Source organism: Brevibacillus ginsengisoli (assembly GCF_050113715.1).
GTDB lineage: Bacteria > Bacillota > Bacilli > Brevibacillales > Brevibacillaceae > Brevibacillus_H > Brevibacillus_H ginsengisoli.
This window is the reverse complement of record NZ_JBNJQR010000003.1, coordinates 393,508-417,079: the sequence shown is the minus strand read 5'-3', so window position 1 is coordinate 417,079 and position 23,572 is coordinate 393,508. Positions and strand designations below refer to the sequence as shown.

General features: G+C 46.8%; 25 protein-coding genes. 7 read left to right on the top strand and 18 right to left on the bottom strand.

Annotation, left to right across the window (positions count from 1 at the left end):
- Window positions 1-15: 15 nt before the first annotated feature.
- Window positions 16-459 (bottom strand): PilZ domain-containing protein, encoded by a 444-nt coding sequence (locus ACQCN2_RS09170; RefSeq protein ID WP_426928585.1) that lies wholly within the window; start codon window positions 457-459, stop codon window positions 16-18.
- 486 nt (window positions 460-945) lie between these two features.
- Between ACQCN2_RS09170 and ACQCN2_RS09165 the strand changes: the two genes are divergently transcribed.
- Window positions 946-1,275, top strand: coding sequence for a hypothetical protein (locus ACQCN2_RS09165; RefSeq protein WP_426928584.1), 330 nt, complete (start codon window positions 946-948; stop codon window positions 1,273-1,275).
- A 40-nt stretch (window positions 1,276-1,315) separates the two neighbouring features.
- Here ACQCN2_RS09165 and ACQCN2_RS09160 read toward each other — a convergent pair whose 3' ends face one another.
- The 3 genes from ACQCN2_RS09160 to ACQCN2_RS09150 all read right to left on the bottom strand — a co-directional run bounded on the left by ACQCN2_RS09160 (window position 1,316) and on the right by ACQCN2_RS09150 (window position 3,168).
- Window positions 1,316-2,167 (bottom strand): hypothetical protein, encoded by an 852-nt coding sequence (locus ACQCN2_RS09160; RefSeq protein ID WP_426928583.1) that lies wholly within the window; start codon window positions 2,165-2,167, stop codon window positions 1,316-1,318.
- 91 nt (window positions 2,168-2,258) lie between these two features.
- A complete protein-coding gene (locus ACQCN2_RS09155) occupies window positions 2,259-2,573 on the bottom strand; it encodes a YbjQ family protein (protein ID WP_426928582.1) in 315 nt (104 codons plus the stop codon).
- Window positions 2,574-2,646: 73 nt separating this feature from the next.
- Entirely contained in the window at window positions 2,647-3,168 is a 522-nt protein-coding gene (locus ACQCN2_RS09150; protein WP_426928581.1) for a GNAT family N-acetyltransferase, read from the bottom strand.
- 186 nt (window positions 3,169-3,354) lie between these two features.
- On the opposite strand from ACQCN2_RS09150, the gene ACQCN2_RS09145 reads away from it, so the two are divergent.
- Genes ACQCN2_RS09145 through ACQCN2_RS09135 form a run of 3 tightly spaced genes read left to right on the top strand, consistent with a single transcriptional unit; the run spans window position 3,355 to window position 7,202 of the window.
- Entirely contained in the window at window positions 3,355-4,905 is a 1,551-nt protein-coding gene (locus ACQCN2_RS09145; protein ID WP_426928580.1) for a spore germination protein, read from the top strand.
- Window positions 4,895-6,058, top strand: a complete 1,164-nt coding sequence (locus ACQCN2_RS09140) for a GerAB/ArcD/ProY family transporter (protein ID WP_426928579.1) — start codon at window positions 4,895-4,897, stop codon at window positions 6,056-6,058. Before ACQCN2_RS09145 ends, ACQCN2_RS09140 begins: the two co-directional genes overlap by 11 nt.
- Window positions 6,045-7,202: a Ger(x)C family spore germination protein gene (locus tag ACQCN2_RS09135; RefSeq protein WP_426928578.1), complete on the top strand. Its 1,158-nt coding sequence runs from the start codon at window positions 6,045-6,047 to the stop codon at window positions 7,200-7,202. The genes ACQCN2_RS09140 and ACQCN2_RS09135 overlap by 14 nt, the downstream gene beginning before the upstream one ends.
- Before the next feature lie 51 nt (window positions 7,203-7,253).
- Here ACQCN2_RS09135 and ACQCN2_RS09130 read toward each other — a convergent pair whose 3' ends face one another.
- On the bottom strand, window positions 7,254-7,547 hold the full coding sequence (locus tag ACQCN2_RS09130) for a hypothetical protein (RefSeq protein WP_426928577.1): 294 nt from the start codon (window positions 7,545-7,547) through the stop codon (window positions 7,254-7,256).
- A gap of 182 nt (window positions 7,548-7,729) precedes the next feature.
- Window positions 7,730-9,634 (bottom strand): APC family permease, encoded by a 1,905-nt coding sequence (locus ACQCN2_RS09125; protein ID WP_426928576.1) that lies wholly within the window; start codon window positions 9,632-9,634, stop codon window positions 7,730-7,732.
- Window positions 9,635-9,789: 155 nt separating this feature from the next.
- On the opposite strand from ACQCN2_RS09125, the gene ACQCN2_RS09120 reads away from it, so the two are divergent.
- Window positions 9,790-10,131, top strand: coding sequence for a YolD-like family protein (locus tag ACQCN2_RS09120; protein WP_426928575.1), 342 nt, complete (start codon window positions 9,790-9,792; stop codon window positions 10,129-10,131).
- A gap of 35 nt (window positions 10,132-10,166) precedes the next feature.
- On the opposite strand, the gene ACQCN2_RS09115 is transcribed toward ACQCN2_RS09120, so the two are convergent.
- Complete coding sequence (locus tag ACQCN2_RS09115; RefSeq protein WP_426928574.1) at window positions 10,167-10,541, bottom strand: YhjD family protein; 375 nt, start codon at window positions 10,539-10,541, stop codon at window positions 10,167-10,169.
- Complete coding sequence (gene dinB / locus ACQCN2_RS09110) at window positions 10,541-11,785, bottom strand: DNA polymerase IV (protein ID WP_426928573.1); 1,245 nt, start codon at window positions 11,783-11,785, stop codon at window positions 10,541-10,543. The genes ACQCN2_RS09115 and dinB overlap by 1 nt, the downstream gene beginning before the upstream one ends.
- 218 nt (window positions 11,786-12,003) lie before the next feature.
- Between dinB and ACQCN2_RS09105 the strand changes: the two genes are divergently transcribed.
- A complete protein-coding gene (locus ACQCN2_RS09105; RefSeq protein WP_426928572.1) occupies window positions 12,004-13,575 on the top strand; it encodes a hypothetical protein in 1,572 nt (523 codons plus the stop codon).
- A 395-nt stretch (window positions 13,576-13,970) separates the two neighbouring features.
- Here ACQCN2_RS09105 and ACQCN2_RS09100 read toward each other — a convergent pair whose 3' ends face one another.
- The 7 genes from ACQCN2_RS09100 to ACQCN2_RS09070 all read right to left on the bottom strand — a co-directional run bounded on the left by ACQCN2_RS09100 (window position 13,971) and on the right by ACQCN2_RS09070 (window position 21,861).
- On the bottom strand, window positions 13,971-14,495 hold the full coding sequence (locus tag ACQCN2_RS09100) for a type II secretion system protein (protein WP_426928571.1): 525 nt from the start codon (window positions 14,493-14,495) through the stop codon (window positions 13,971-13,973).
- A 243-nt stretch (window positions 14,496-14,738) separates the two neighbouring features.
- On the bottom strand, window positions 14,739-16,793 hold the full coding sequence (gene recG / locus ACQCN2_RS09095) for an ATP-dependent DNA helicase RecG (RefSeq protein ID WP_426928570.1): 2,055 nt from the start codon (window positions 16,791-16,793) through the stop codon (window positions 14,739-14,741).
- Between the two features lie 6 nt (window positions 16,794-16,799).
- Window positions 16,800-17,684, bottom strand: a complete 885-nt coding sequence (gene sdaAA, locus ACQCN2_RS09090) for an L-serine ammonia-lyase, iron-sulfur-dependent, subunit alpha (RefSeq protein WP_426928569.1) — start codon at window positions 17,682-17,684, stop codon at window positions 16,800-16,802.
- A gap of 30 nt (window positions 17,685-17,714) precedes the next feature.
- A complete protein-coding gene (sdaAB, locus tag ACQCN2_RS09085) occupies window positions 17,715-18,380 on the bottom strand; it encodes an L-serine ammonia-lyase, iron-sulfur-dependent subunit beta (protein ID WP_426928568.1) in 666 nt (221 codons plus the stop codon).
- A gap of 498 nt (window positions 18,381-18,878) precedes the next feature.
- A complete protein-coding gene (locus ACQCN2_RS09080; protein ID WP_426928567.1) occupies window positions 18,879-19,745 on the bottom strand; it encodes a DegV family protein in 867 nt (288 codons plus the stop codon).
- Between the two features lie 31 nt (window positions 19,746-19,776).
- Window positions 19,777-21,483: a DAK2 domain-containing protein gene (locus ACQCN2_RS09075; protein ID WP_426928566.1), complete on the bottom strand. Its 1,707-nt coding sequence runs from the start codon at window positions 21,481-21,483 to the stop codon at window positions 19,777-19,779.
- A gap of 12 nt (window positions 21,484-21,495) precedes the next feature.
- Window positions 21,496-21,861 (bottom strand): Asp23/Gls24 family envelope stress response protein, encoded by a 366-nt coding sequence (locus ACQCN2_RS09070; RefSeq protein ID WP_426928565.1) that lies wholly within the window; start codon window positions 21,859-21,861, stop codon window positions 21,496-21,498.
- A 261-nt stretch (window positions 21,862-22,122) separates the two neighbouring features.
- Here ACQCN2_RS09070 and rpmB point away from each other — a divergent pair, with 261 nt between their 5' ends.
- Window positions 22,123-22,311, top strand: coding sequence for a 50S ribosomal protein L28 (rpmB, locus tag ACQCN2_RS09065; RefSeq protein WP_426928564.1), 189 nt, complete (start codon window positions 22,123-22,125; stop codon window positions 22,309-22,311).
- Between the two features lie 154 nt (window positions 22,312-22,465).
- On the opposite strand, the gene spoVM is transcribed toward rpmB, so the two are convergent.
- The 3 genes from spoVM to ACQCN2_RS09050 form a co-directional block, all read right to left on the bottom strand.
- Window positions 22,466-22,549: a stage V sporulation protein SpoVM gene (gene spoVM / locus ACQCN2_RS09060; protein ID WP_426928670.1), complete on the bottom strand. Its 84-nt coding sequence runs from the start codon at window positions 22,547-22,549 to the stop codon at window positions 22,466-22,468.
- 21 nt (window positions 22,550-22,570) lie between these two features.
- Window positions 22,571-22,747: a hypothetical protein gene (locus ACQCN2_RS09055; protein WP_426928563.1), complete on the bottom strand. Its 177-nt coding sequence runs from the start codon at window positions 22,745-22,747 to the stop codon at window positions 22,571-22,573.
- Window positions 22,748-22,916: 169 nt separating this feature from the next.
- Entirely contained in the window at window positions 22,917-23,564 is a 648-nt protein-coding gene (locus tag ACQCN2_RS09050) for a thiamine diphosphokinase (RefSeq protein ID WP_426928562.1), read from the bottom strand.
- Window positions 23,565-23,572 lie beyond the last annotated feature (8 nt).

Genomic DNA, 23,572 nt, shown 5'->3' with positions numbered 1-23,572 from the left:
AGAGGATGCTTTTCTTTATTCTTCCTGAAAATACTCGTCAAACGAACCAGAGTAAACTGGGGTTTGGGGAAGAGGAATATTTTTTCTTTGCCGAAGAGCTATGGCATTTAATAGCTGTGTCAGCTGCACATGCTTGTTTTCGTCAATCGTAAAGCGTACCCCGTAAGCTGGTATACCCTCTGTTTCCGGTTTAACCCACACAACATATCCAAGGAGTCTAATGGATTGACCCATTAAGGTGATTTGAAACTCCAGAATGATATGCTCTGTTACAGGAATTTTCAAATTTGAAAGAAAGCGAAGACCTCCTGCGCTCAGATCCTCTATGAGTATGGAAGAGTTCCCGGTTTCAATTGTTTGTCCCTTCACTCGAACAATCGTCATCTCCGCTTGGATGGGCGGGGAAAACTGCAACCGAAAGAAAGCTCTTCTTGCCTCTATCTCCATCGAAATTGCCAATTTCTCCTTGTCCCCCCTCTTCCAAACATGGTAGCCGTCTCATTTTTCCTAATTAAACCATCTATTTGATAAGCTTATTTTGAATGAACAGGTTTAAGCAAGGTGAAATTAGTACTATTTTCGCAACTAATTTTGAATAGTTTGTGTCAATTTTTCCTGAAGTTCATTAGAAGAGGTGTACATACGCGAAAATTGGATACCCTACCGATTGGATAGAGGAGGTGATCTTAACATGTCCAGCAAAAACAACAACTCCAAAGATTCAGGGAAAAATCGCGGGAAGACGCTTAATACAAATGATCAAAACCGCAATATTCGCAACGGCAACAGTGCCAATAATGATCGCTAAAAACTTGTGCTCCCTATTGATCGGGGAGCACTTTTCATTTTTTGGTAGATTTATCCCCCCCTCCCTATGTATGATGGAACTAAACGTACGATCAGGTAAATGATACCTCACTTTGTCTTGAGTAGGTGAACGGCTCAATGTTTTCTTTTCACTCCCACACTGATCCAGCCGAAACAAAGAAAGTCATTCTCAAGGGCCTCGCGGATTTCTTAACGAACGACTCAGACGATTCCAGCAAGGAATCCATTCATAACTTTATTTATTTTTTGAACAGCCTGTTACGCGTCAAATCGATGATTCCACCAACTTCTGAAATTATGGCCATTATAAAATCGGAAAGACCCAAGCTCTATCATGCGGCACGTTTGCAGCTTCCATCCACCCACCATCTATCCATCTTGTTTCAAGTGAATATGGACCCCACTCTGGCTAAGGATCGGCTCGAGCAATTCCGTAACAATAAATAAAAGAGCAGCTGTCTAGGTCAGACATCTGCTCTGCTTTGAGTTAGCGACTTCCTCCAGTATGAGGGACTGCGCTATTTACAATGGTTGCAAAATCTTTGGAGATGGTTTGATTTTTCTTCACATCTGTCGCGCTGTTCAGCTGTGACTTGACTCGTTCCATTGCCTGAATGGCTTGCGGACTGGATACGGTTAGGATTCTTCCGCCACCACCAACGAGGCTCTTCATCTGATTAACCGCCTTGGACAGGTCTGTTCCCGTGTTTGGTCCAGTAGATCGCGTTGGCGCTTGTCTTGGCTGTTCTCCCAGGACAATCGTGTCACCAATAGCTAAAACCTTCACACCAGTAATACCCGCTTGGCGTAATTGTTTTTCTAGATGGCTGGACACTCCGTTGATCATACCAGCTTGTTGACCCGCACCGTATTGGGAATGTCCACTAAGGCCGTCCATTCCAGTTGACCTGGTTTGCATATTGGTCCCGTAAACTCCATTTGTCCCAATATAGTCTGTAGGACCTCCATAGTTATTACCAATCCCCATGTTTCCACTTCTTCCATAGGTTCCGGTTCCGGTAAATCCACTGGTCCCATAAGTTCCCATCGTTCCAGAGTAACCGCTATACCCATACCGATTCGTATAGGCTGTTCCGGCACTCGGCGGGGTGGTTAATCCCCCTAATCCTGGGGTTCCGTAGGTGGTGGTATCAGATGCGCCGTAGCTGGTGCTACTTAATGGTCTAGTGGCTGAGCCGCCATATCCACCGTTATAGCTTTTGGTTCCGTAGCCTTTCGTACCAGCATTGTTGGGTCCTGCCGCGTTGTACCCGCATCCGACCAACAATACAGCTGCGCAAAGAATTGAAGTGCCTGTAGCCAACCAGCTTTTAATCATAACCCACCTCCTGAGTTATTGGACTCTTAGTCCATTAGGTAGGTTATCCTCATTCTTTGCGCAATACTTAGGTACTCGCTAGCAAGTTTGGTTATTTTACTTTAACAGCGGTTCCAGTAGCAATCACCATCATCATGCCTTCACGAATCGTTTCGAAATCCAAATCGACACCAATTACGGCGTTAGCCCCGAGTTCACGCGCGCGGTCTGTCATCTCGCTAATTGCCAGCTGTCTTCCTTCTTGAAGCTTGCTTTCATACGCCCCGCTTCGGCCACCGATGATGTCCGTAATTCCAGCCAAGAAATCTCGGACCACATTGGCCCCAAGAATAACTTCGCCGCTTACGATTCCTAGATATCCTTCCACTTCTTTACCTTCTAAAGTATTTGTTGTTGTGATGATCATCCGAATATCCCCCTTCAATTCGCCTATCTTTTATCCACTAATAGTTACGAACCATTTTTGAAAAAGTTGCAGTTTACTTCGAGGATCCTTTGAAAACTCGCTTCAGACATCGAGCAGGCCCATATTTTTCAGTGACCCTTGTTTCATAATAAGCAAAACCAAGCTGGTGGTAAAAAGGAAGGACCTTTTCATTTTTCTCCAGAACGGCCAGGTGTAACTCATCAAATCCGCGATCTTCTAACCAGCTGACAAGCACTTCAATAAATTCACGGGCATATCCCTTCCCTTGTTGATCCTTATGCGTGATGATTAGCCCCAGCCACGGTTTGTTATCTCGCGGATTGCAGGTGATGAATTGACTGTGTCCGATGAGTTCCCCTGAATTTTTCTCAATCAGAAGAATCGAGTAAGAATCTGAAAACTCCGTATTGCAATTTAAGTCCTCTTCAATTTCTTCCTGTGTGACCTCTAACTTCCCTGTGGACACAAGATTATAAAAAGGATTGGAGTTATGTATATCCATAAGTTTAGAGATGTCCTCTGGCCTTACAGTCGTAAATATCATTCGTTCACTTTCCCTAATTGATTCTCCCATATTGCCCTCCCGTTCAGAAATGAACTCATTAGAACTGCTTGTTATTTAGATGATCATCTAATTAGATGTTAATAAAAACAGGTTCTTATTGCAAGCATTTTTAAGGGAAACGGAAAAGCAGGTGGGTATTTTTAGGGAATTTGGATACCCTATTCATACCAAAAGTTCAGGACAAGGGGTATTCAGATGAAGGGCGTTTGGCAGAAATGGCAGCAGCGTAAAGCAAATCGGCGAGAAGATTTTCTCAAAGGACATACCAAGAAGAGGCTGGATAAAGTTCCTACTTCCCCACTTTCTCCTTCTGTCGATGCGAATATTGCGGATATTCATCGTTATATGGGCTCTTCAGACGATCTGATTGTCCGCCACTTCATCATCGGGCCTGTTGATACCGGAGTACATGCCGCTTTGGTATTTCTTGATACCATGGTAGATAAAATGACGATTAATCAATTCATTATTGAATATTTGGCGTCCCCCTATAACGATCGATTTGATCCCGCGATGCATAACCTCAAGAAATCGAACGATTTGCGCCATGTCATCACGGATCTTCTGTCAGGGGACGCGGTTCTCTTTATCGAGGGGCAAGTCGAAGCAACCTTGTGCGGTACAATTAAATATGCCAAACGGTCCATTGAAGAGCCCAGCACAGAATCTGTCGTTCGCGGCCCTCGTGATGGCTTTAATGAATCGATTGTTGATAACGTGTCCCTCATCCGTAAACGGCTGAAAGACCCTTCTCTGCGTGTTCGCTTGTTTTCAATCGGGGAGCGCACCAATACTGCCCTCAACGTAGTTTACATTGAAGGCGTGGCTCCCCTCCACATCGTCCAGGAAATCATTCAACGTATTCAATCCATCCAAATTGACGGGGTTTTGGAGAGCGGTTATATCGAACAAATGATTCAAGATTATGCTTGGTCCCCCTTCCCTCAGCTTCAAACAACGGAGCGTCCGGATAAAGTAGTCGCTAATTTACTGGAAGGCAAAGTAGCCATTATAGTCGATGGCACGCCTTTCGTCTTGGTTGCTCCCGCTATCTTTAACCAGTTTTATCAAAGCCCTGAAGATTATTATGAACGGTTCCTCATCTCGACCTTTGTACGGATCATTCGGCTTATTAGTATGGCTATCGCTTTGTTAATGCCTTCTTTCTACATTGCCTTTAGTTCCTTCCATCCGGAGATGATTCCTTCGCGCCTCGTCATTGCGATGGCTGCGGGGCGTGCCACTGTGCCCTTTCCATCGATTATTGAAGCCTTCATTATGGAAATTGCCATTGAAATATTGCGAGAAGCCAGCATTCGATTACCGGGGCCAATTGGTCCGACCATCGGGATCGTTGGCGCGTTGGTTGTTGGACAAGCAGCGGTACAAGCCGGCCTAGTCAGTCCAATCATGGTGATTATTGTGGCTTTGACCACGATTGGTTCATTCGCCTCCCCTAGTTACAGCGCGGCCATCTCAGTTCGCATGCTTCGTTTTCCCATGATGATTCTGGCGGGTATGTTCGGTCTATACGGAATTATGTCCTTCTTGATTCTTATTGCCATTCACTTATCTGCCCTCACATCATTTGGTGTTCCTTATATGTCTCCGCTAAGTCCAGTGGATCTGTCCAGCATGCGTGATTATGTTTTTCGCGCGCCGTTTAAGTGGATGAAGGTACGTCCTCGTATGTTTAATTCGCCCGATCCCTCTCGTCAGAATTGGGGGAATCCGAATGAAGAATAGACTGACCTCTGCCGGATATACGAACTGGCAGCTGACCACCATGATCTACAGTACATTGATTGGTGTCGGGGTTCTAACTCTGCCGCGCACTTCTACGCAGATTCTCCAGCAAAATGGCTGGCTCTCTCCTATTTTGGGCGGACTGGTCGCCATGCTTTCTTCAGTGGCTATCGCCAAGTTAAGTGATCGATTTCCTAGGTTAACCTTGGTTCAATTCAGTCCGCTCATCTGGGGAACCGATCGGAGAAATAATCGAATCGGCAAATGGCTGGGTCTTCCCTGGATCCTGTTTTTTCTTGCGTATATGTACGTGATTACCGCGATGACATCACGCGTTTTTGGCGAGGTTGTCGTTACCGCCGTCTTACGAGATACACCGCTAGAAGCGATTATTATCGCGATGTTCCTGCTTGCATTTTTCCTCTGCTTGCATGATTTGGATGTCGTCGCTCGCGTCAATGAGCTGTTGTTTCTCGTGATCCTTTTTCCGATCTTGCTCATCGCCATTGCTTCCTTTCAAAAAGCGGATTGGAACAACCTTCTGCCGCTTTCCAACGTCAGCTGGCAACAAGTACTAAAAGGAAGTCTGGAAACGTCCTTCTCCTATCAAGGGTATGAAATTATGCTGATCTTTTACGCGTTTGCCCTTCCCGGCGCCAAAAAAGTCAAAACAGGTTTGTGGGGAATTGGGTTATCCATCATGGTTTACACCTTAGTTGTTGTCGCAGGCATTGTCGTTTTTGGAGATGAGGAATTGCAAAAGGTCACCTGGCCTACATTGGAAATTGTCAAAACCACAAAGGTTCCAGGTTTGATCCTCGAGCGATTGGAATCCGCGTTTTTGGGCGTTTGGGTAGCCGCTGTTTTCACTACCATCGCAAACTTCTATTATTGTTTTATTTATGGGTTGCGACAACTATTAGGGAAAGGCATCCGGTTCCAGCGGTACGCAGGGTTTTTTCTTTTTATCCCTTTGTTTTATATATCGTTGCAGCCGCAGAACATCACGGAGCTCTTTAAGGTGATGAATACCTTGGGCTATTTGGGATTAATTGTTTCGCTCGTTATTCCCTCCCTATATCTTCTCGTCTCGATCATCAGAGGAAAATCGACCAAGCGACCGAGAATGGAGGAAACCAATGATGAAGTTTAGGGGTCACTTGCGCTTCTGGTTCTTGCTGTTACTCTGCTCGTTTATCCTTGCAGGTTGTTGGGATCGAAGAGAACTCGAAGAACGTACGTCTTTACTCGCTATTGCGATTGATATGTCTGAGGAGAACCCGAAGCTTTACAAAATTACTGTACAAATCCCCATCCCTACTAAAATTGCGGGTAGTGGAGGAACAGGCGGAGGAAAAGGTGGAGACACTGTACGAGTGATGAGCTCAACGGGAAAGACAGTCATTGATGCGGCCAATAATCTGCAAAATCGACTCAATCAAAGGATTTTTCTTGGGCATACCCGTGTGGTAGCTGTTAGTGAGGATGTGGCTCGAAAAGGTTTGACGGATATCATTGACGGGTTTCGCCGTAACCCCCAAATGCGAAGACTGCTATGGCCTATCGTCGTAAAAGGGAAAGCATCCCATTTGTTAGAGATTCAACCAAAGATCTCTCAAATTCCGATTGCGTATGTGATGGATATGATTGAAAGCGGATCGAAGCTGCAAATTATTCCCGATCAAACCTTGGGAAACTTCTATATCCAATCCTCCAGCAGTCGCTTGGAGCCTTTTCTTAATTATATGGAGGCCACTAAAAACGATGTGGCTTGGAAAGGAATCGCGGTTTTTAAAGGTGATAAATTAGTGGGTGTTCTGCCGGATACTCTTTCTTGGGTTCTTCTTCAGCTGTCAGAAAAAAAACGAGGCGGAAATATTGTCGTTCCCATCCAAGGGAAGAAGGGCGAATACCTGGCCTTTCATCCCAAAGTGGTGAAAACGAAAGTAAATGTGGAACACACTCCTAATGCCAGAGGCGGGCATAAGGTTAGCTATTTGTGTAAACTCCAAGGAGATATTATGGAAACAACCTATCACACAAATCTGAAGGATGAGGATCTCATTCCCATTTATCAAAAGCTAATTAAGGAGGAGCTGGATCGCCGAGCAAAAAGTCTACTGATAAAGCTGCAAAAGGAGTACAAAACGGACGTTCTTAAATTGGGCTCGATCATGCACGCCTACCATTATCAGGATTATTGGGTCAATCACCATTGGAATGAAGATTTTCCTAAAATGGAGGTTTCCGTCGTTTACGATGTTCGAATTCGCCGCTTAGGCATGGAAATGAGATAAAGATCCTTAGAAACAACAACGCTCTTTCCCTTGACGGAAAGAGCTCTTGGATTATTCTTGGTTCGCAGTCGTTTGTTTGGCTTCCGGTTGTTTTGCGAGAACATGGTGACCAATGGATAATCCTTGGTTCTCTAGTTCCCCAGCCGTCCTAACGTTAAATGTTTCGTTTTTGCCTGGTAGAGGCATTAATCCTCCCAATGGGCTCAGACACTTCCCGTTAGACTCTGTTTCAATTACCACGTACAACCCCTTGCTCTCTAGCTGTTCAATAAACTCGGTCCAGCGCTTGGCGGTCATAAACTCGGCGTGTTTCGTCAAGATAACGCCCATTTGTTGTGCTTGCATAAATGATCCCCTTTAATGATTCCAAATGTTATACCGTTCTACAATACAGCCAAAGCGATTTTCTTGCAAAAAGCATTTTCGTGCAAATTCACCTGAATTTTTGCCGTTTCTTCGTTTCTGTTCATTGCAAACAGCGCTATCGCTTTCTTATCCTTTCTTTCTTGCAATTTCACCTTCGCTTTTTACTTATGAAGATGATATGGAACTGTCGTAATGATGACATCTTTATTTTTTAACAGCCACGCTCGAAGCAACAGCGCACTTTGGTTATGCAAAAGGTTATGCCACCATTTACGGGGAATAAACTGCGGCAAAACAATATGAACATGGTTAGACCGACCTTCCTTCGCCTCTACCGCATGAATAAATCTGGAGAGCGGACCCAATAGGGAGCGGTATGGACTTTTTAACGTGACGAGTCTGCATGGAGTACCCCACTCCTCCCATTTTTTCTCCATCTTCTCAATGGATTCATCGTTATGTCCGATGTAGACAGCAATCACGTCGGTACCGAGACTCTTCGCAAATGACAGGGTATTGTTTACCACTCGATGGATTCCTGACACCAGTACAATGGTAATGACATGATGAGCAACGGGACGAATGATGGAGGGATCAATTCTTAGTTCAGCGGCAATCTGATCATAATGTTTGCGGACTGTCATTGAGAAAATAACAAACACCGGAAGGACAATTAACACAATCCATGCCCCATCCATAAATTTGGTTACCGCAAAAATAACGGCAACGACAGAAGTTACGATCGCTCCTATCATGTTCATGAAGAATTTCAGCTTCCACTTTGCTCCCTTAACCCGCTTCCAGCGCTTTAACAGCCCAATCTGAGCAACCGTAAAAGATACGAATACCCCAATAGCATACAGAGGAATCAAAGCGTTCGTCTGAGCATGGAACGCCGCAATCAATAAAGAAGCCAATCCGGCAAGGACAATAATACCGTTCGAATATCCCAGTCGATCTCCCCGATTTGTAAGCGATCGAGGAAGATACCCATCAAGAGCCACAATGGCTGATAGTTGAGAAAAACCCGTAAACGTGGAATTCGCCGCTAAAATCAGGACGATGAAGGTTAACCAAATCAGAATTTGATAGAAGATTCCGTGTCCATAGTACCCTTCAGCCAGTTGAGACAGCATGGTGTTACTCGGATTGACAGAAATCCCCTTGACATAGAGGTGATAAGCAAACCCCATTAACGTAATTCCGGTGATTGTCCCTAAGGCGATGTACGTTTTGATCGCACTTTTTTGTTGGGGTTCACGAAAAATGGGTACGGCATTCGAAATTGTCTCGATTCCTGTGAGAGCTGAACAAGCGGAGCTGAATGCTTTTAGGATCAATAAAGTTGTGAGCGACCCCGAAATCGTTCCAAGCGGAGGAGTTGTTGGTTGAACAAACCCATGCGTAAACTCATCCTTAAAACCCGTAGCGATCAACAGGATCATACACGCCATAAAAGCCAAGGTTGGCCATGCGAATACATTGGCCGATTCTGTTACCCCGCGTAAATTGACCACGACCAATAGGACGACACTTACTAACGCAAGCACTGTCTCATAAGGAGCCAATATGGGATAAGCTGAGGCAATCGCGTCAACAGCGGCTGATACGGATACTGCGACCGTTAGTATGTAATCCACGAGTAAGGAACTGGAAGCGATTAGGGATGGTAATGGGCTTCCAAAATTGTCTTTGGCAATAGCGTACGCTCCCCCTCCATTCGGGTAAGCGGTTACTCCCATAATATACGAAGTGATCAGGATCGCTAAAAGAACCAGCGTTGAAATCGTGATCGGAAGGATGATCCATTTGGCTGTTTCTCCAAGTCCAGCCAGTTCCGTCATCCCAGATTCCGGTCCGTATGCAACCGAAGAATATAGATCAGCTGACAAAATCGGGAGTGCTAGCATCCAAAATAGTTTGGTGTGTTGCGCTTCTAATTCTTTGGTTCGCATCGGACGACCAATCAGGACTCTTTTGACGTTGCCAAAATTCGTGATCGCAAACCAGATGGCAACAATCGTAAGAATCGTTAATGTAACTTCTAGCAATTGGATATGATGCATACTCTACACCTCTTATCTTCGTTAACACCTGTATTCTCCCCCTAATTCCCTCAGAGGTTGCATGTTCCCCTCCTGTTCGCATATAATACAAACGTATGTTCTTATTAATCAGGAACTGCCCTGTTGGAAGCCTAGGAACGAAGGGAGACATTCAAATGGCCTCAAAGAAAGACAATCTTTTTACCGCAAGTCGATTCGTACTGCCAGAGCACAGGGAAGCGATATTACAACTCCAAGAGGATCAAAAGCTAGTTGTGCAGCCAATCCTTGATGAACAAGAAATGGAATCGATTCACTTCCAAGTGATGGACTCGGCGCGTCACGACTACGCTGTGACCATCACGTGGTGGAGACATGTAAAAGAGCAACGAGGAATGACGTGCAGCTTCGAGGGGGTAGTGAAGTGGATTGACTCCCAAGCGCGTAGAATCAAACTGGAAAATGACGGTGAGATTGAGTGGATTCCAATAGATCATATAACGGGAGTAAGGTCGTAACCTCCTTTACATTCCAAAAGCTACCAAGACCAAATTTAGTCAAGGTAGCTTTTTTCGTTACTGGCTAAAATCCAAGTTCGTACACGTTGTTGGCATTCGGCTTTCAACAGTTCAATTGAGTAGAAGCTTTCACGCTGATAGCCATGGTCGTTCACCTTTACACAATACAGGTGGTTCTCTTTACGGCTCGTGAGCAGCTCGCACCCGTTCTGACGCAAACTCCTCTTCAAGCGCAGATGCTGTTTCTCGGCCCAACGCGATAAATTCTCCAATAAATGATGGTACGACAGCCTCAACGGCAATTGGTGAATCACGTTCAAATCAGCCATCGCCGCCTTAAACAGAATGCCAAACAAGATGCATTCACGCAATTGTTCTTGTACGGAGCCTGGTGAGTTGATTGTCTCCATTATTTATAGTGACCCCCAATCTTCTTGGCCCGTTGCTTGGCCTGACCGGAATCCAGTAAGGATACTGCGCGCACAATCGCATCGTTTCCGTATTTGACACGAATACCGTCCATGACATAGGCCAATGACCGCTGTTTGACTTTGTTGTCAAACAAACTAAGCTGGACGGCATCATCTGGCTCCAGCTGCCCAAGATGCACCCCCACACTGCGAACAGGACTACCCTCCCAGTGACGCTCGAACAATCGGCAAACCGCTTCGTATAAGGTCATGGCATCGTTGGTGGGTTCCGCAAGCTTCATCTGCCGCCAAAAACCTGTGGGGGTATCAAAATCAGCTCCCCTGCATCCAACCGAGGCGACATGCCCCATCAGATGCTTGCTTCGAGCCCGCCGACATACTTCTTCACATAACTCGAGCAGGACGACTTTGCAATCTTTTGCCGTATGGTAATCCCGTGGCAGCGTCATATGATGACCGATTCCCTTTTGCTGGTCATGGGTCTTGGGTGATACAGGCGAATTGTCGATTCCGTTCGCGGTAAGCCACAAGACTTCCCCATTCAGTCCCCAACGCTTGGTTAACACCGGCAACGAAAGGGTCGCCATCTGTTCAATTCGGTAAATCCCCATCCGGTGAAAATGGCGCTTCATCCGCGAGCCTACGCCAAGCAGCTTCTCAATTGGAAGCTTCCATAATGTATCGGCCAACTCTTCTTTACGAAGCCAAAAGATACCCGCTTCCTGTTTCTTGGCGAAGTTATCACAAGCCATTTTGGCTAACACCTTGTTCTCGCCAATCCCGACACGGCATACAACGCCTGTCTCCAGCCAGACTCTCTCCCGAATCTGCTCGGCAATCTGCCAAGGTTCCCCGAACAACGAGGTGCTCCCTGTTACATCGAGGAATTGTTCATCTATGGAATAGGGCTCCACCAAATCAGTGAATGCTTCAAAAATCTGCGTGATTTGCAGCGAAACACGAATGTACATCTCCATGCGCGGCTTGACCACGACGAGCTGTCTGCATTTTTGCTGCGCCTGCCAGAGCGCTTCCGCTGTGGTTACCCCATAGGCTTTGGCCAGCGGACATGCCGCCAATACCACTCCGCTGCGTCGCTCGGGATCCCCCGCTACCACGATCGGTTTGTCGCGAATGAACGGATTGGCCGCCTTCTCTACACTGGCGTAAAAGCTTTGCATATCGACAAGAAAGATCACCCGCTTGCCCTGATCACGTTGCAATTCAGCCACCCCTCTTTCGTCAATGTCCACTTAGACAACGTGTATTTTTTACAAAACAAGAACATCATTCGTTAAGCAGGAACATCTGTTCTTATTATACCAAACAAGTGTTCTTATTTATACCCCACAATGAATGGAATTTTTATACAAAAGTCGAAACGAACAAGAACCCCACATCGTATAAGGAGTAGTTGATTACGTAAGGGAGCTTGAGTAATATGGCCATACCTCTTTGGAAGCCAATCGCCATTCCGATTCTGTTGATTGGGTTAACCGGATGCAGTACGATCCTGGAACAATCGGTGGTTAAATCGCCAGAAACACCTGCGCAGATTGCTCCTGTCAATAAACAGATTCAAACACAAACGCAAACGGAGGTCTGCCTGGCAAAAGCACCTTCCGAAAAAACCACGAAGGCAGTCACGGAAGTCCCCTATGCGTACGACAAAATGACCGAGGCTGTCGTCATCCAGCTGGATGAAGAACCTAGACTCCACTCACCCATCAACACGACTGTGGGCCCTTATCCCCAAACCTACACCTTGTTCTTCCGTGAACCAATGGACCGTGCGTCAGTGGAGAGAAGCATTGAGACTAACACAGCAAAAAAAGACCAAACGAACGCACCTGTCGTCCATCCTAGCTTTACCTATCAATGGACGAGTGACAGACAGCTTCATCTCAAGGTAGAAGTACCTGCAAAAAGCATTCCTCGCACCTCAGACTACGGAATGTCGCAATACCTGATTACCCCCCAAGGCGCCCTAACGAAGAACAACAAACCATTAGCGGAAACACCTCAATTTACGGCGCTTATCGAACAACCAGAAGACCTATGGATGATCTCCTCAGATGGTCAGCAAGAGAAGCACGTAGGCGCATTGACGCAGCCGTACTTTATCGACACAGCAGCGGTTAATCTTGATCCCCGTTATTTCATGCTGAAGCGCTATACCCAATACTGCGAATGTGACGCCAATTATCCATATTTGTACGCCTTATATGATCTTCAAAACCGACAGACCATTTACTATCCGATGGAGTTAATGACGCGTTACTGGGGAGATGGTGAATTTATCGCGGATACACGGGGATTTTTTTACGCCAAACCTGACTCCAGTGTTACCGTGCCAGCTAGCCCGACAGCTGTACCGATTAAAATAAACGGATTCGTTCATGGAGGCAACTTCAGCAAGAACCGTACGCATCTCTTCCTGGCGGTCGGAACCAAGGAACAGACCAAGGATTACGATCTAATCGTGTACGAATTGGCAACAGGAAAGCAGAAACGATATCCTGCAGCGCTAAAAGGCGAGGTGGCATTCAGCGAGGTAACGACAGCAGAAATAGGAGTTTCCTTCTATGACAATGGCCAAACGGTCACAACCAGGATGCTAGTACCTAACAAGAACGAGGAGATTCGCTATCAGTACGATTGGCAAACTCGGCAGATTAGCCAATGGAAGCCGCCGATTCCCTCTGATGTCTGGTCAGGCTATACCGCATCTGACGATGGAAAGTATCAACTATACGCCAATGGAGGCTTGTATCAGGGAAGCCGGTTAATTTCGGGTGATAACCCTTATGAGATATGGCTTGGCAATACCCATCAGTTGGTAAGTAGTGTCCAATCATATTCAACCACCAAAGCGTTCCCTCAAGAAGGGCTGTACCTCTTTGATGCGGATACAGCGAAAATCAAGCGGATCTCCACAGCGACGAACAGAGTGATCGGGAGTAGCCCGGATGGCAAGTGGATTTACGTGGAAGGGAAACCGGGGGGGGAATGAGAAAAGACTTCGTCCCTTTTCGCTCTGTGGAAGTTCGCATAGATGATAAATAGTCCGCTCACTACCTCCGAAAGGGGGACCGCCAAACGCTTCGCGCCCCTTCGGGGTTGGGTGGCGGTTCGGATCCCTTTCTCCGTTCGTTCTCTGGGCTTCACTTCCAAGGAGGCTGCAAGCGGACGAAATCTTTTCTCAACGGGCTTGCGCAAATGGATAAGTATAATTACTTTACCAGTGTAAAGCAATTATACTTTCCGATATTAATATAAAAAACGGTTCGGAGCTTGCACGATCATTCTCATGCCGCTCCAAACCGTTTTTTCTGTGAAAAAAGTCTCGACGTTTTTCATAAAAATCAATGTGACCGCATGGCGGTCAATAAAACGGTCATAACCGTTTTATTGACTGACTTTCGCATCTCCGTCCAGCACATCTTCATAGCGCATTTTATCAAAGTAAAGAGTAGAGCCAGAAGCAAGAGTGATCCAGAGAGAAATATCGTGCTTGGCGCCCTCTTGCACATAGATCAGCGTCTTCTCCTGATCGTATTCCTCGCCAGTTTTCGGGTCTTTTACGGCTGCGAAGCTACCACTTGAGCGAAGGTCTTTCAAGGAGATCAGCATATAGGTATTAGCTTCTAAAGGCGTATCTTTTACCGTTTTAGAAGCCGAATCGAAATAGTGAACAGTGACTACCTCATGCGCATCAGATTTATAGCCATGTGTCAGCACATAGGTTTTGGCGGCCTCCGATATCTGAATGGCGTTGGCTCGTTGTTTTTCCGGGCTGTAGTCCTTGGATAACCATGTAGCAGCTGGAACCACAAGGGTAAGAATTACACCAATAATGGCAATGAATGAAATAATCTGGAAGGCTGAAAGGCCATCTTCCTTGTACGTTAACCTTTTCAACAAATTTGTCATGTCTTTCTTCCTTTCCCATTCTGTTCCTAGTCGATTCTCAGTGTACCACTAAATCTTCCAGAAGACTTGCTTCTCTGTACAAAAGATCACAAATCATCGGACAAGTTTGACGAAATGTTGAACACGGGCTTACGCAAATCGAAAGAAAGTGAACTCACTTTACCTGTGTAAAGCAAGTTCACTTTCCAAGAACAAAAAAGCGAACCTTGAATTATCTTCAAGTTTCGCTTTTTTCATTTTATCCTAATCAAACACCGTACCCTCAAGCACACCTTGTTCGCGCAAATACTCCCGTAGGCTCGTATAGCGCTCATCCTGCCAGAAGTTAGCGTCAGCGACCAGGCGAGCCGTTTCCTGACGGGCAACTTCAAGAGCTTTATAGTCACTGAGCAAATCGGCTACCTTGAACTCGGGCAAACCGCTCTGCTTGGTGCCGAAGAAATCACCCGGCCCACGCAATTCCAGGTCGCGTTGGGACAGCTCGAATCCGTCGTTGGTCTCGCACATGACACGCATCCGTTCCTTGCCTACTTCAGACTTGGGATCAGCAATCAACACACAATAAGACTGATCGGCACCTCGTCCTACCCGACCGCGCAGCTGGTGCAGCTGAGCTAATCCGAACCGTTCCGCATCATTGACGACCATGAAGGTAGCGTTGGGAACATTCACACCGACCTCAACCACTGTGGTGGAGACAAGAATTTGCGATTCATTGGCGGCGAAAGATTGCATCACTTCATCTTTTTCCTTGGCAGGCAGACGTCCATGCATCAAGCCCACCTTGTATTCATGGAAGTAGGTAGAGAGTTGAAAGTGGACGTCAATGGCGTTCTGTACATCCAGCTTGTCGGATTCCTCGATAAGCGGGCAGATCACGTAGGCTTGTCTTCCATTGATCAGCTCCCGGCGCAATTCTTCCAGCACGCGGTGGAACTGCTCATGCTTCACCCACTTGGTCTCAATTGGCTTGCGGCCGGCGGGCATCTCGTCAATCGTGGAGACGTCCATATCGCCGAACGCCGTAATCGCCAAGGTACGCGGGATCGGAGTCGCTGTCATGAAAAGAACGTCAGGAGTTAATCCTTTGTTGCGCAGAATACGACGCTGTTCCACTCCAAAACGGTGCTGCTCGTCTGTAATCACCAGACCCAGACGATGGAAGAAGACGTCTTCTTGAATCAAGGCGTGGGTCCCCACCACCACATCGATCAAGCCCATTTGCAGAGAAGCTAGAATCTCGCGTCGTTTTTTAGCGGTAAGCGACCCGGATAAAAGCGCAATCTGCAAGCCCATCGGCTCCAATAGCGACTTCAATGAATGCAAATGTTGTTCCGCAAGAATTTCTGTAGGAACCATCAAGGCTCCCTGATACCCAGCTTTGACGGCCGCATATAAGGCGATGGCGGCGACAACCGTCTTCCCTGAACCAACGTCCCCCTGCAACAAACGATTCATGGAGTAATCGGCTTGCATGTCATCCAAGATCTCTTTTACCACACGCTTCTGGGCGTTGGTAAGAGGAAAGGGCAACGAGCGGACGAACTGGCGAATCTCCTCCATTGGGATGGCGAGAGAGACTCCTTTTGTCTGTGAACGGTTTAATTGGCGAAGCGCCTGAATCTTCAACTGAAAGAAGAACAGCTCTTCAAACATAATGCGACGCCTTGCGAGCTTGCCCTCGTCCGCATCCACAGGAAAATGAATCGTGCGAATGGCTTCGGCGCGAGGCATCAATCGATACCGCTCGATCAACTCCGCTGGCAGAATCTCTGGAATCATCGAGCCATATTTAGTTAACGCCCGTTCAATCGATTTGCGTAAAAGCGGCAAGGTGACGTCCCCGCCCAACGGATAAACTGGAACTAAATCTGGTCTTGATTGCGAGCGTGAGGAGCCTAGCTCAGTCATTTCACTAACGGTTACTTGCAGCTTATGTTTGTCCCATTTTCCGGTGACAATAATTTCTTTGCCAGGACCGAGCTGCTTTTTTACAAAGGTTTGATTAAACCAGACCGCCGTGACGACTACACGATCAATGACCATGCGTACGGAAATCCGTGACTTTTTCTTGCCATAGAAGCGAACAGAGGGTTCACCGTATACTGTTCCAGCCAGTGTAACCCTCTCTCCATCTTTCACTTCAGTTAAATCGCGAATGCGATAATCTTCATAACGCGACGGAAAGTACTCGATTAAATCGACGATCGTTTGGATCCCAAGACCAGCTAAATCTTTCGCCCGCTCCTCTCCGATCCCCGGGAGATTCGTAATAGGCAATTGTAATTGATTATTCATGGCAAATTATTGATTCAGCGGTACCCCAAACACCTTGGCTTCAATTTGACGCCCCGTTTGTGTGGCCGCTAACCCTCCTTGTGCTGTTTCTTTGAGCGCGGTTGGCATGGTGCATCCAATCCGGTACATAGCCAAAATGACTTCGTCCGTCGGGATGACACTCTTAATTCCAGCAAGCGCCATATCAGCGGCGACTGTCGCAATGGCAGCCCCCATGGCGTTCCGTTTCACGCACGGCACTTCAACCAGCCCCGCCACCGGGTCACAGACAAGACCCAACATGTTTTTGAGCGCAATCGCTACGGCCTGTGCTGACTCTTCCGGAGTTCCACCCGCCATCTCAACAATTGCGGCTGCGGCCATAGATGTGGCGGACCCTACTTCCGCTTGGCATCCACCTGCCGCACCGGAGATGAACGCGTTATTGGCAATACAAAAACCAATTGCTCCAGCCGTAAACAGGTAATTGACCATTTGTTCACGCGTCGGTTTCAATTTATCTTTCATAGCGAACAGTGTACCTGGAACAATTCCGCAGGCTCCAGCCGTCGGGGTAGCAACAATCGTCCCCATGGCAGCGTTCACTTCATTCACGGCAATGGACATACTGACCGCGTTCAATAAGGTTGTTCCCGAGAGAAACGGTTTTTCTTTCATATACGTTTGCAGTTTCTTGGCATCCCCGCCAGTCAAACCGCTGTGTGAACGAATATCTTCTTCCAGTCCTCGCTTCACGGCCTTCTCCATGACATCGAGGTTTCGGTACATCTCGTTCATGATGTCTTCGCGACTGCGAGAGGAAACTTTCATCTCCGCTTCAATCATCACTTCGGAAATCTTCTTGCCTTGTGAGTTTGCTAACTCCACTAGCTCGGCAACGTTGCGAAACATGCTGACAGCTCCTTTATACGTAAATTCAGCTTAATTAGGTGAGAGAACGGACACGTCCAAAATGTGCGGCATCTGAGCGATCTCTTCAACAATCTTGTCCGAAATAATAGAATCCACCTCAATTACCATTAAGGCTTCACGACCTCGTTCACGGCGTGACAGCTCCATATGACCAATGTTCATCTGGTATTTCGTCAGGATATTGGAAACCCCTGCGATCATGCCATAACGATCCTCATGCAGGATCATAAGAGTTGGAGCTTCACCAGAAATCTTCAGCGGGAAGCCATTCGCCTCAATAATTTCGATCTTCCCTCCACCAATCGATACGCCGACCACTTCCACTGAACCGTTCTCGTCGGTTAGATGAATCCGAGACGTATTGGGATGATCTGTCGGTTCGTCGGAGGCTTCCAGCTTTACCTCTATGTTGAGATCCTTCGCAATCGCTAGTGAATCCTTCAAACGCAAATCAAATGTATCAAAGTCAAGAATTCCCGCTACGGTCGCTACATCAGACCCATGTCCTTTGTAGGTTTTCGCGAAAGATCCGTAAAACGTAATCACAGCCTTTTTCGGTTGGCGTCCAAAGAAACTTCTCGCCACCCGACCAATCCGAGCGGCCCCAGCGGTATGAGAGCTGGATGGCCCCACCATGACAGGACCGATAATATCAAACACACTTTTATATTTCACCTGTTACTCCTCCCTGAAATCTGGGTTGCATGTACGAAAAGACTTCGTCCCTCTATGCTCTGTTTAAGCTCGCTTGTAGCATTTGCTGTTCGCTCCGTTCACTACGGAAGGGAGTCGACAAGAAAATCACTTAGCTTCTCAGTCTGACGTTAAGAATGCCGACTCTTTTCCTTCCTTCGTTCTCTGTGCTAGGTTTCGCTTAAAATGAGGCATCAGTGACGAAGTCTTTTCGTAGCGGGCTTACGCGAATGAAAAAGTTTAACTACTTTACGATTGTAAAGCATTTAAACTTTCTTATTAACCACGGAATCCTGCTGATAGGATGTTTAATCATATTGTAGCTTACCCGAAATGAAAGTGCTATACGTTCTAACACCTAATCGAACGAGTGTAGCACACTAGGTTATACCTTTTAAATAAGGAAGAGCAGCAGCCATCATCTCAGAAGGCTTGCTGCTCTTTACTTGGTTACCTAATCATACCTGCTACGGTGATGCTTTATTCGTAACGCTCAGGCCTAACCATGATGCAGCCCAGTGTTCCCGGACCTACATGCGTGGAAATAACAGGCCCTAACTCTCCAATAAACGGTTCAACAACGGTAAATTCGCCCTTGATTCGTTCCATCAGGGCTTGAGCTTCTTCGGGAGCGTTGCCGTGAACAATCGCGACTTTTACCGGAGACTCACCCGCATATGCTTTCAGTTGTTCCAGCATGCGATTGATCGCTTTTTTCGTACCCCTCACCTTGTCAAACGGAACCACTTGTCCATCGGGTTCAAGCGTCAAAATCGGTTTGATATTTAGCAAGGACCCGATTAGCGCCTGGGCTTTGCCGATCCGTCCGCCCTTTTGCAAATACTCTAATGTATCGACAACGAAATAGACCTGAACATCCTTCACGAATTGTTCAACCAAGTCGAGAACTTGCTGTTTGGATTTGCCCTTTTGAGCCGCACGAGCCGCTTCAATTGCAGCTAGTCCATGCAAAAAGGAAGCCTTTTTCGAATCAATAATGGTTACATCGATGTCTTCTTCCAGCATCGTTTTGGCAATCACAGCGGATTGATACGTTCCGGAGAGCGCTGCTGAGAGCATGATGCAGATAATCTGGACGTCTTTTCCGTGCTTGTCAGCCATCCGTTTATAGGCTTCCAAGAATTCAAGGGGAGACGGCTGGGATGTACTCGGCATCACATCAGACGCGGCCAGCTTGCGGAAAAACTCTTCCGACTGAATCGTAACGCCGTCCAAATAAGTCTCTCCTCCAAAAATCACCTTCAAGGGGACCATCTCAATCCCGAGCGACTCTCGAGTGCTTTGATCGATATCCGCTGCGCTATCCGTTAAAATGACGATTGGCATGTCATATCCCCCCTTCCAAATAAAGGATGAACTATTCTACCGCAAAAATAAATGGATAGAGAGGCTGCTTCCCGTTGTATACTTCCACTTCTACATCGGGGTAGGACTCCTCCAGCATATTTTCCAATTGAGAGACTTGTTCCTCGGTGGCACCTTCGCCGTGAATGATGGTGACAAGTCCCGTCTCCTCATCAATCAGCTTATGCAACAGACCCTCGGCACTCTCCATCATATCCGGCAAAGAGACGACAATCGTCCCGTCCGCTATGCCAATGAAATCATCCTGCTTAATGTCGACCTCGCCCATCTGGGTATCACGAACCGCAAAGGTAACGAGCCCCGTTTTGACAGCGCTTGCAGCCTCTGTCATCGTTTGCAGATTTTTTTCGATCTCACTTGAACCATTGAAAGCTACTAAAGCAGCCATCCCTTGTGGAACGCTCTTGGTTGGGATGACAGCAACAGGGATCTCCGCCAATTCCGCCGCCTGCTTGGACGCCATGATAATATTGCTGTTGTTTGGCAAGATGATGACGTTCTCCGCGTTCAATTCTGTAATGGCCCGCATGAAATCTTCCGTGCTTGGATTCATGGTTTGGCCACCCTCAACCACGATGTGCACGCCCATGCTTTTAAACATGTCCGCTATTCCGCTTCCAGCTGCCACAGCAATCAGTCCGTACGGCAGTTTTTTCTCCTGAACCGCCGCAGCCGTCGAATGGGCCTGTGTCTTGCGCTCTTCTTCTTTTTGCAGGATGGTGCTGTGCTGCTCCCGCATATTCTCGATTTTCAAGCGGTGAAGACTCCCAAACTGTTGGGCATAGTTCAACACCTGACCTGGATTTTCAGCATGAATATGTACTTTTACAATCTCTTCGTCCGATACGACCAAGAGAGAATCTCCCATTTTATCAAGCTGATTGCGGAATATAGATTCGATAAATGGTTTCTTGTCCGGCTCCGTGCTGTGTTGTAGCCAAACCATGAATTCGGTGCAGTAGCCAAAGTGAATATCCTCTGTTTTCATGTGCACCTGGGCATTATGATGCTCGTCCACCAATTGATCCAGATCATAATCCTTGACTGACGCAACTGTCGCTTGTTGCATCGTCTCCATTGATTCCCCGCGCAGAGCTCTCATGAACCCTTCATAGATGAATACCAAACCTTGTCCGCCGGAGTCAACTACGCCCACTTCCTTTAATACAGGAAGTAGTTCAGGCGTGCGGTTTAAACTGATTTGGGCATATTCCAGAGTTTTCTCCATCAGGAGCGTAATGTCATCAATGGTGCGGGAGGCTTTGAGAGCCATCTCCGCAGCTTCGCGAGCTACCGTCAGAATCGTTCCTTCTACCGGCTTCATGACCGCCTGATATGCGGTATCCACTCCAAGCTTGAGCGCTTCGGCAAACTGACGAGCATTAATAGAGTCTTTCCCGGTCACGGATTTACTGAACCCACGGAACAATTGAGAAAGAATAACGCCAGAGTTGCCGCGGGCTCCCATGAGAAGACCCTTGGCCAAAGCAGCAGCTGATTCGCCAATCATTGGAGATTCCTTGCGAGACAACTCATCTACACCTGATGTAAACGTTAGATTCATATTGGTACCTGTGTCGCCATCCGGCACCGGAAAAACGTTCAAGGCGTCGACTACCTTCACATTCTTATGTAAATTGCTGGCTCCAAGGTAAACCATTTGGCTGAATAGCTCGCCATCGAGTCGCTTATGTATCACTCAGCTTCCTCCTTATAATTCCCGATCTGTACGAACCCCTTGGATAAAGATGTTAATCGCTGGTACATCGATTCCTACCATCTGTTCAAGCGTATAACGCACACGACGTTGAACATTTCCAGCCACCTCAGAGATCTTGGTTCCATAGCTGACAATGATATGCATATCGAGGCTTACCTCGCCATCAAGATTATGGACGACAACACCCTTACTCAAGTTGTCCAATTTTAGCATTTCAGCAATGCCGTCTTTAAAAGCTTTGCGCGAGGCCATGCCGACTAGACCGAAAACTTCCATTGCCGCGCCACCTGCGATCCGGGCGATTACTTCTTCGGATACATCTATTTTTCCCAACGGCGTATTCATTTCCACTGTCATGCAAGGACTCCTCCTTCGTAACGGCTTCTACCGTTATGATTTGGTACTACTTTCACCAATTCTACTTGAAATTAGAAGCGATGTGAAGGTTTTTCGCCTATATGTCACCACCAACAGTAGAAAATGCCAAGAATTTTGACTAACAATTGGCTGTCAAGTGTTGCAATTGACAGAACTTCATGCTACTATAGTTCAAGTGTCTGTACTGCTCTTTTAATGAGAGCATACTCGTTTCACTTGCTTCAAGGGAGGTGGAAATTCATGTCTCGCAAATGCTTTGTAACTGGTAAATCCGCTAAAGCTGGTAACGCACGCTCCCACTCCATGCGCGCATCTCGCCGTACTTGGGGTGTTAACGTACAAAAAGTGCGAATCCTTGTAGATGGTAAACCAAAACGCGTTTATGTTAGCACTAAGGCATTGAAATCCGGTCTTGTAACTCGCGTTTAGTTTTTCCTTATTTATAGGATGCGAAAAAAAGCACCATTTCAGGTGCTTTTTTTTATATAAAATAAGGAAAGTTTAATTACTTTACATTGGTAAAGTAATTAAACTTATCCATTCACGCGAGCCCTATAGGAAAAGACTTCGTCCAAGTCTTTTCCTACTTTTTCTTATTAAACGCCTCGATCAGTCCCCGGATCATTCCGCCGAGGAATTTTGGTAGCTTAATTGTATAAAAACGCATTTTGACCCCTCCTTACCGGAATTACTTCAATCTAAACAGAAACCAACCAGCCCCCATTAATCCAATTCCCAAGACGGCATACCACACCCACGGAGGTGCCGTGCCAAACAGAATGGAAACCCCTAAGACAGCAAGAATCACGCCCAGAATGCGTCTTAAGGCGTTTCCCTGTCGTGTGAAAAATAGCCGAAATCCCATTTTCAAGGCACCTCCCCTAGGGCGTAATCCGAACGCATTTAGTACATCTTATTCCATTCAGGGTCAAACATGTGTCTAGCATGCCTAGGAAAGTAAAAAATTTCAGATGGATTATGATTGCGTCTACCTGATATCTATATGCACCCAATGGGTTTTTGTGTACTATTTCTTAATCATTGGTACACATCACGTATAAGCTGCCTTGTCCAATCGTGATCGTTCCGGTCGGAGTCTGTAGTTCATTACTTACGCCGATCGCCATCCCCATCTTGATCGTCGCGTCGTGGAGCGGATAGCGAAACCCCTCCAGGTGAATTCCTGTTACCTCCAAGGTGAGCGGCAGAAGAGACATGAAGCGGTAGTCATCTAGTGCGATCTTCAAGCTTGGGAAGCGCTCGGACAACAGCATGACCCGGTTGCGCTTGCTCTCCAGCTGCATCCACACCCCGGCCTGATGAGCGGTATATAAAAGCTGCAGATTCGCAAGCGTATGATCCATTCGACTTCCCATCGCTCCATAGAGATAAATAGCGGAAGGAGCAAGCTCCAGCGCCTTCTGCAGGGCAATCTCGGTATCAGTCAGGTCTTTTTGTGCAGGAAATTGTTCCATTGCGACACCTGCCTCCAAGAGACGCTTGATCCCCACTTCCTTAATCGTATCAAAATCACCCAGCGCTATGTCAGGAACAATTCCCGCTTCCAAAAGTCCGATTGCGCCACCGTCTACGCCTATCACAATATCCCCTTCGGCCAGACGAGGAAGCACATCCAGATTGCCGCCTGTTGCTATATGTATAATCGGTTTTGTTTGATTCATGAAGACAT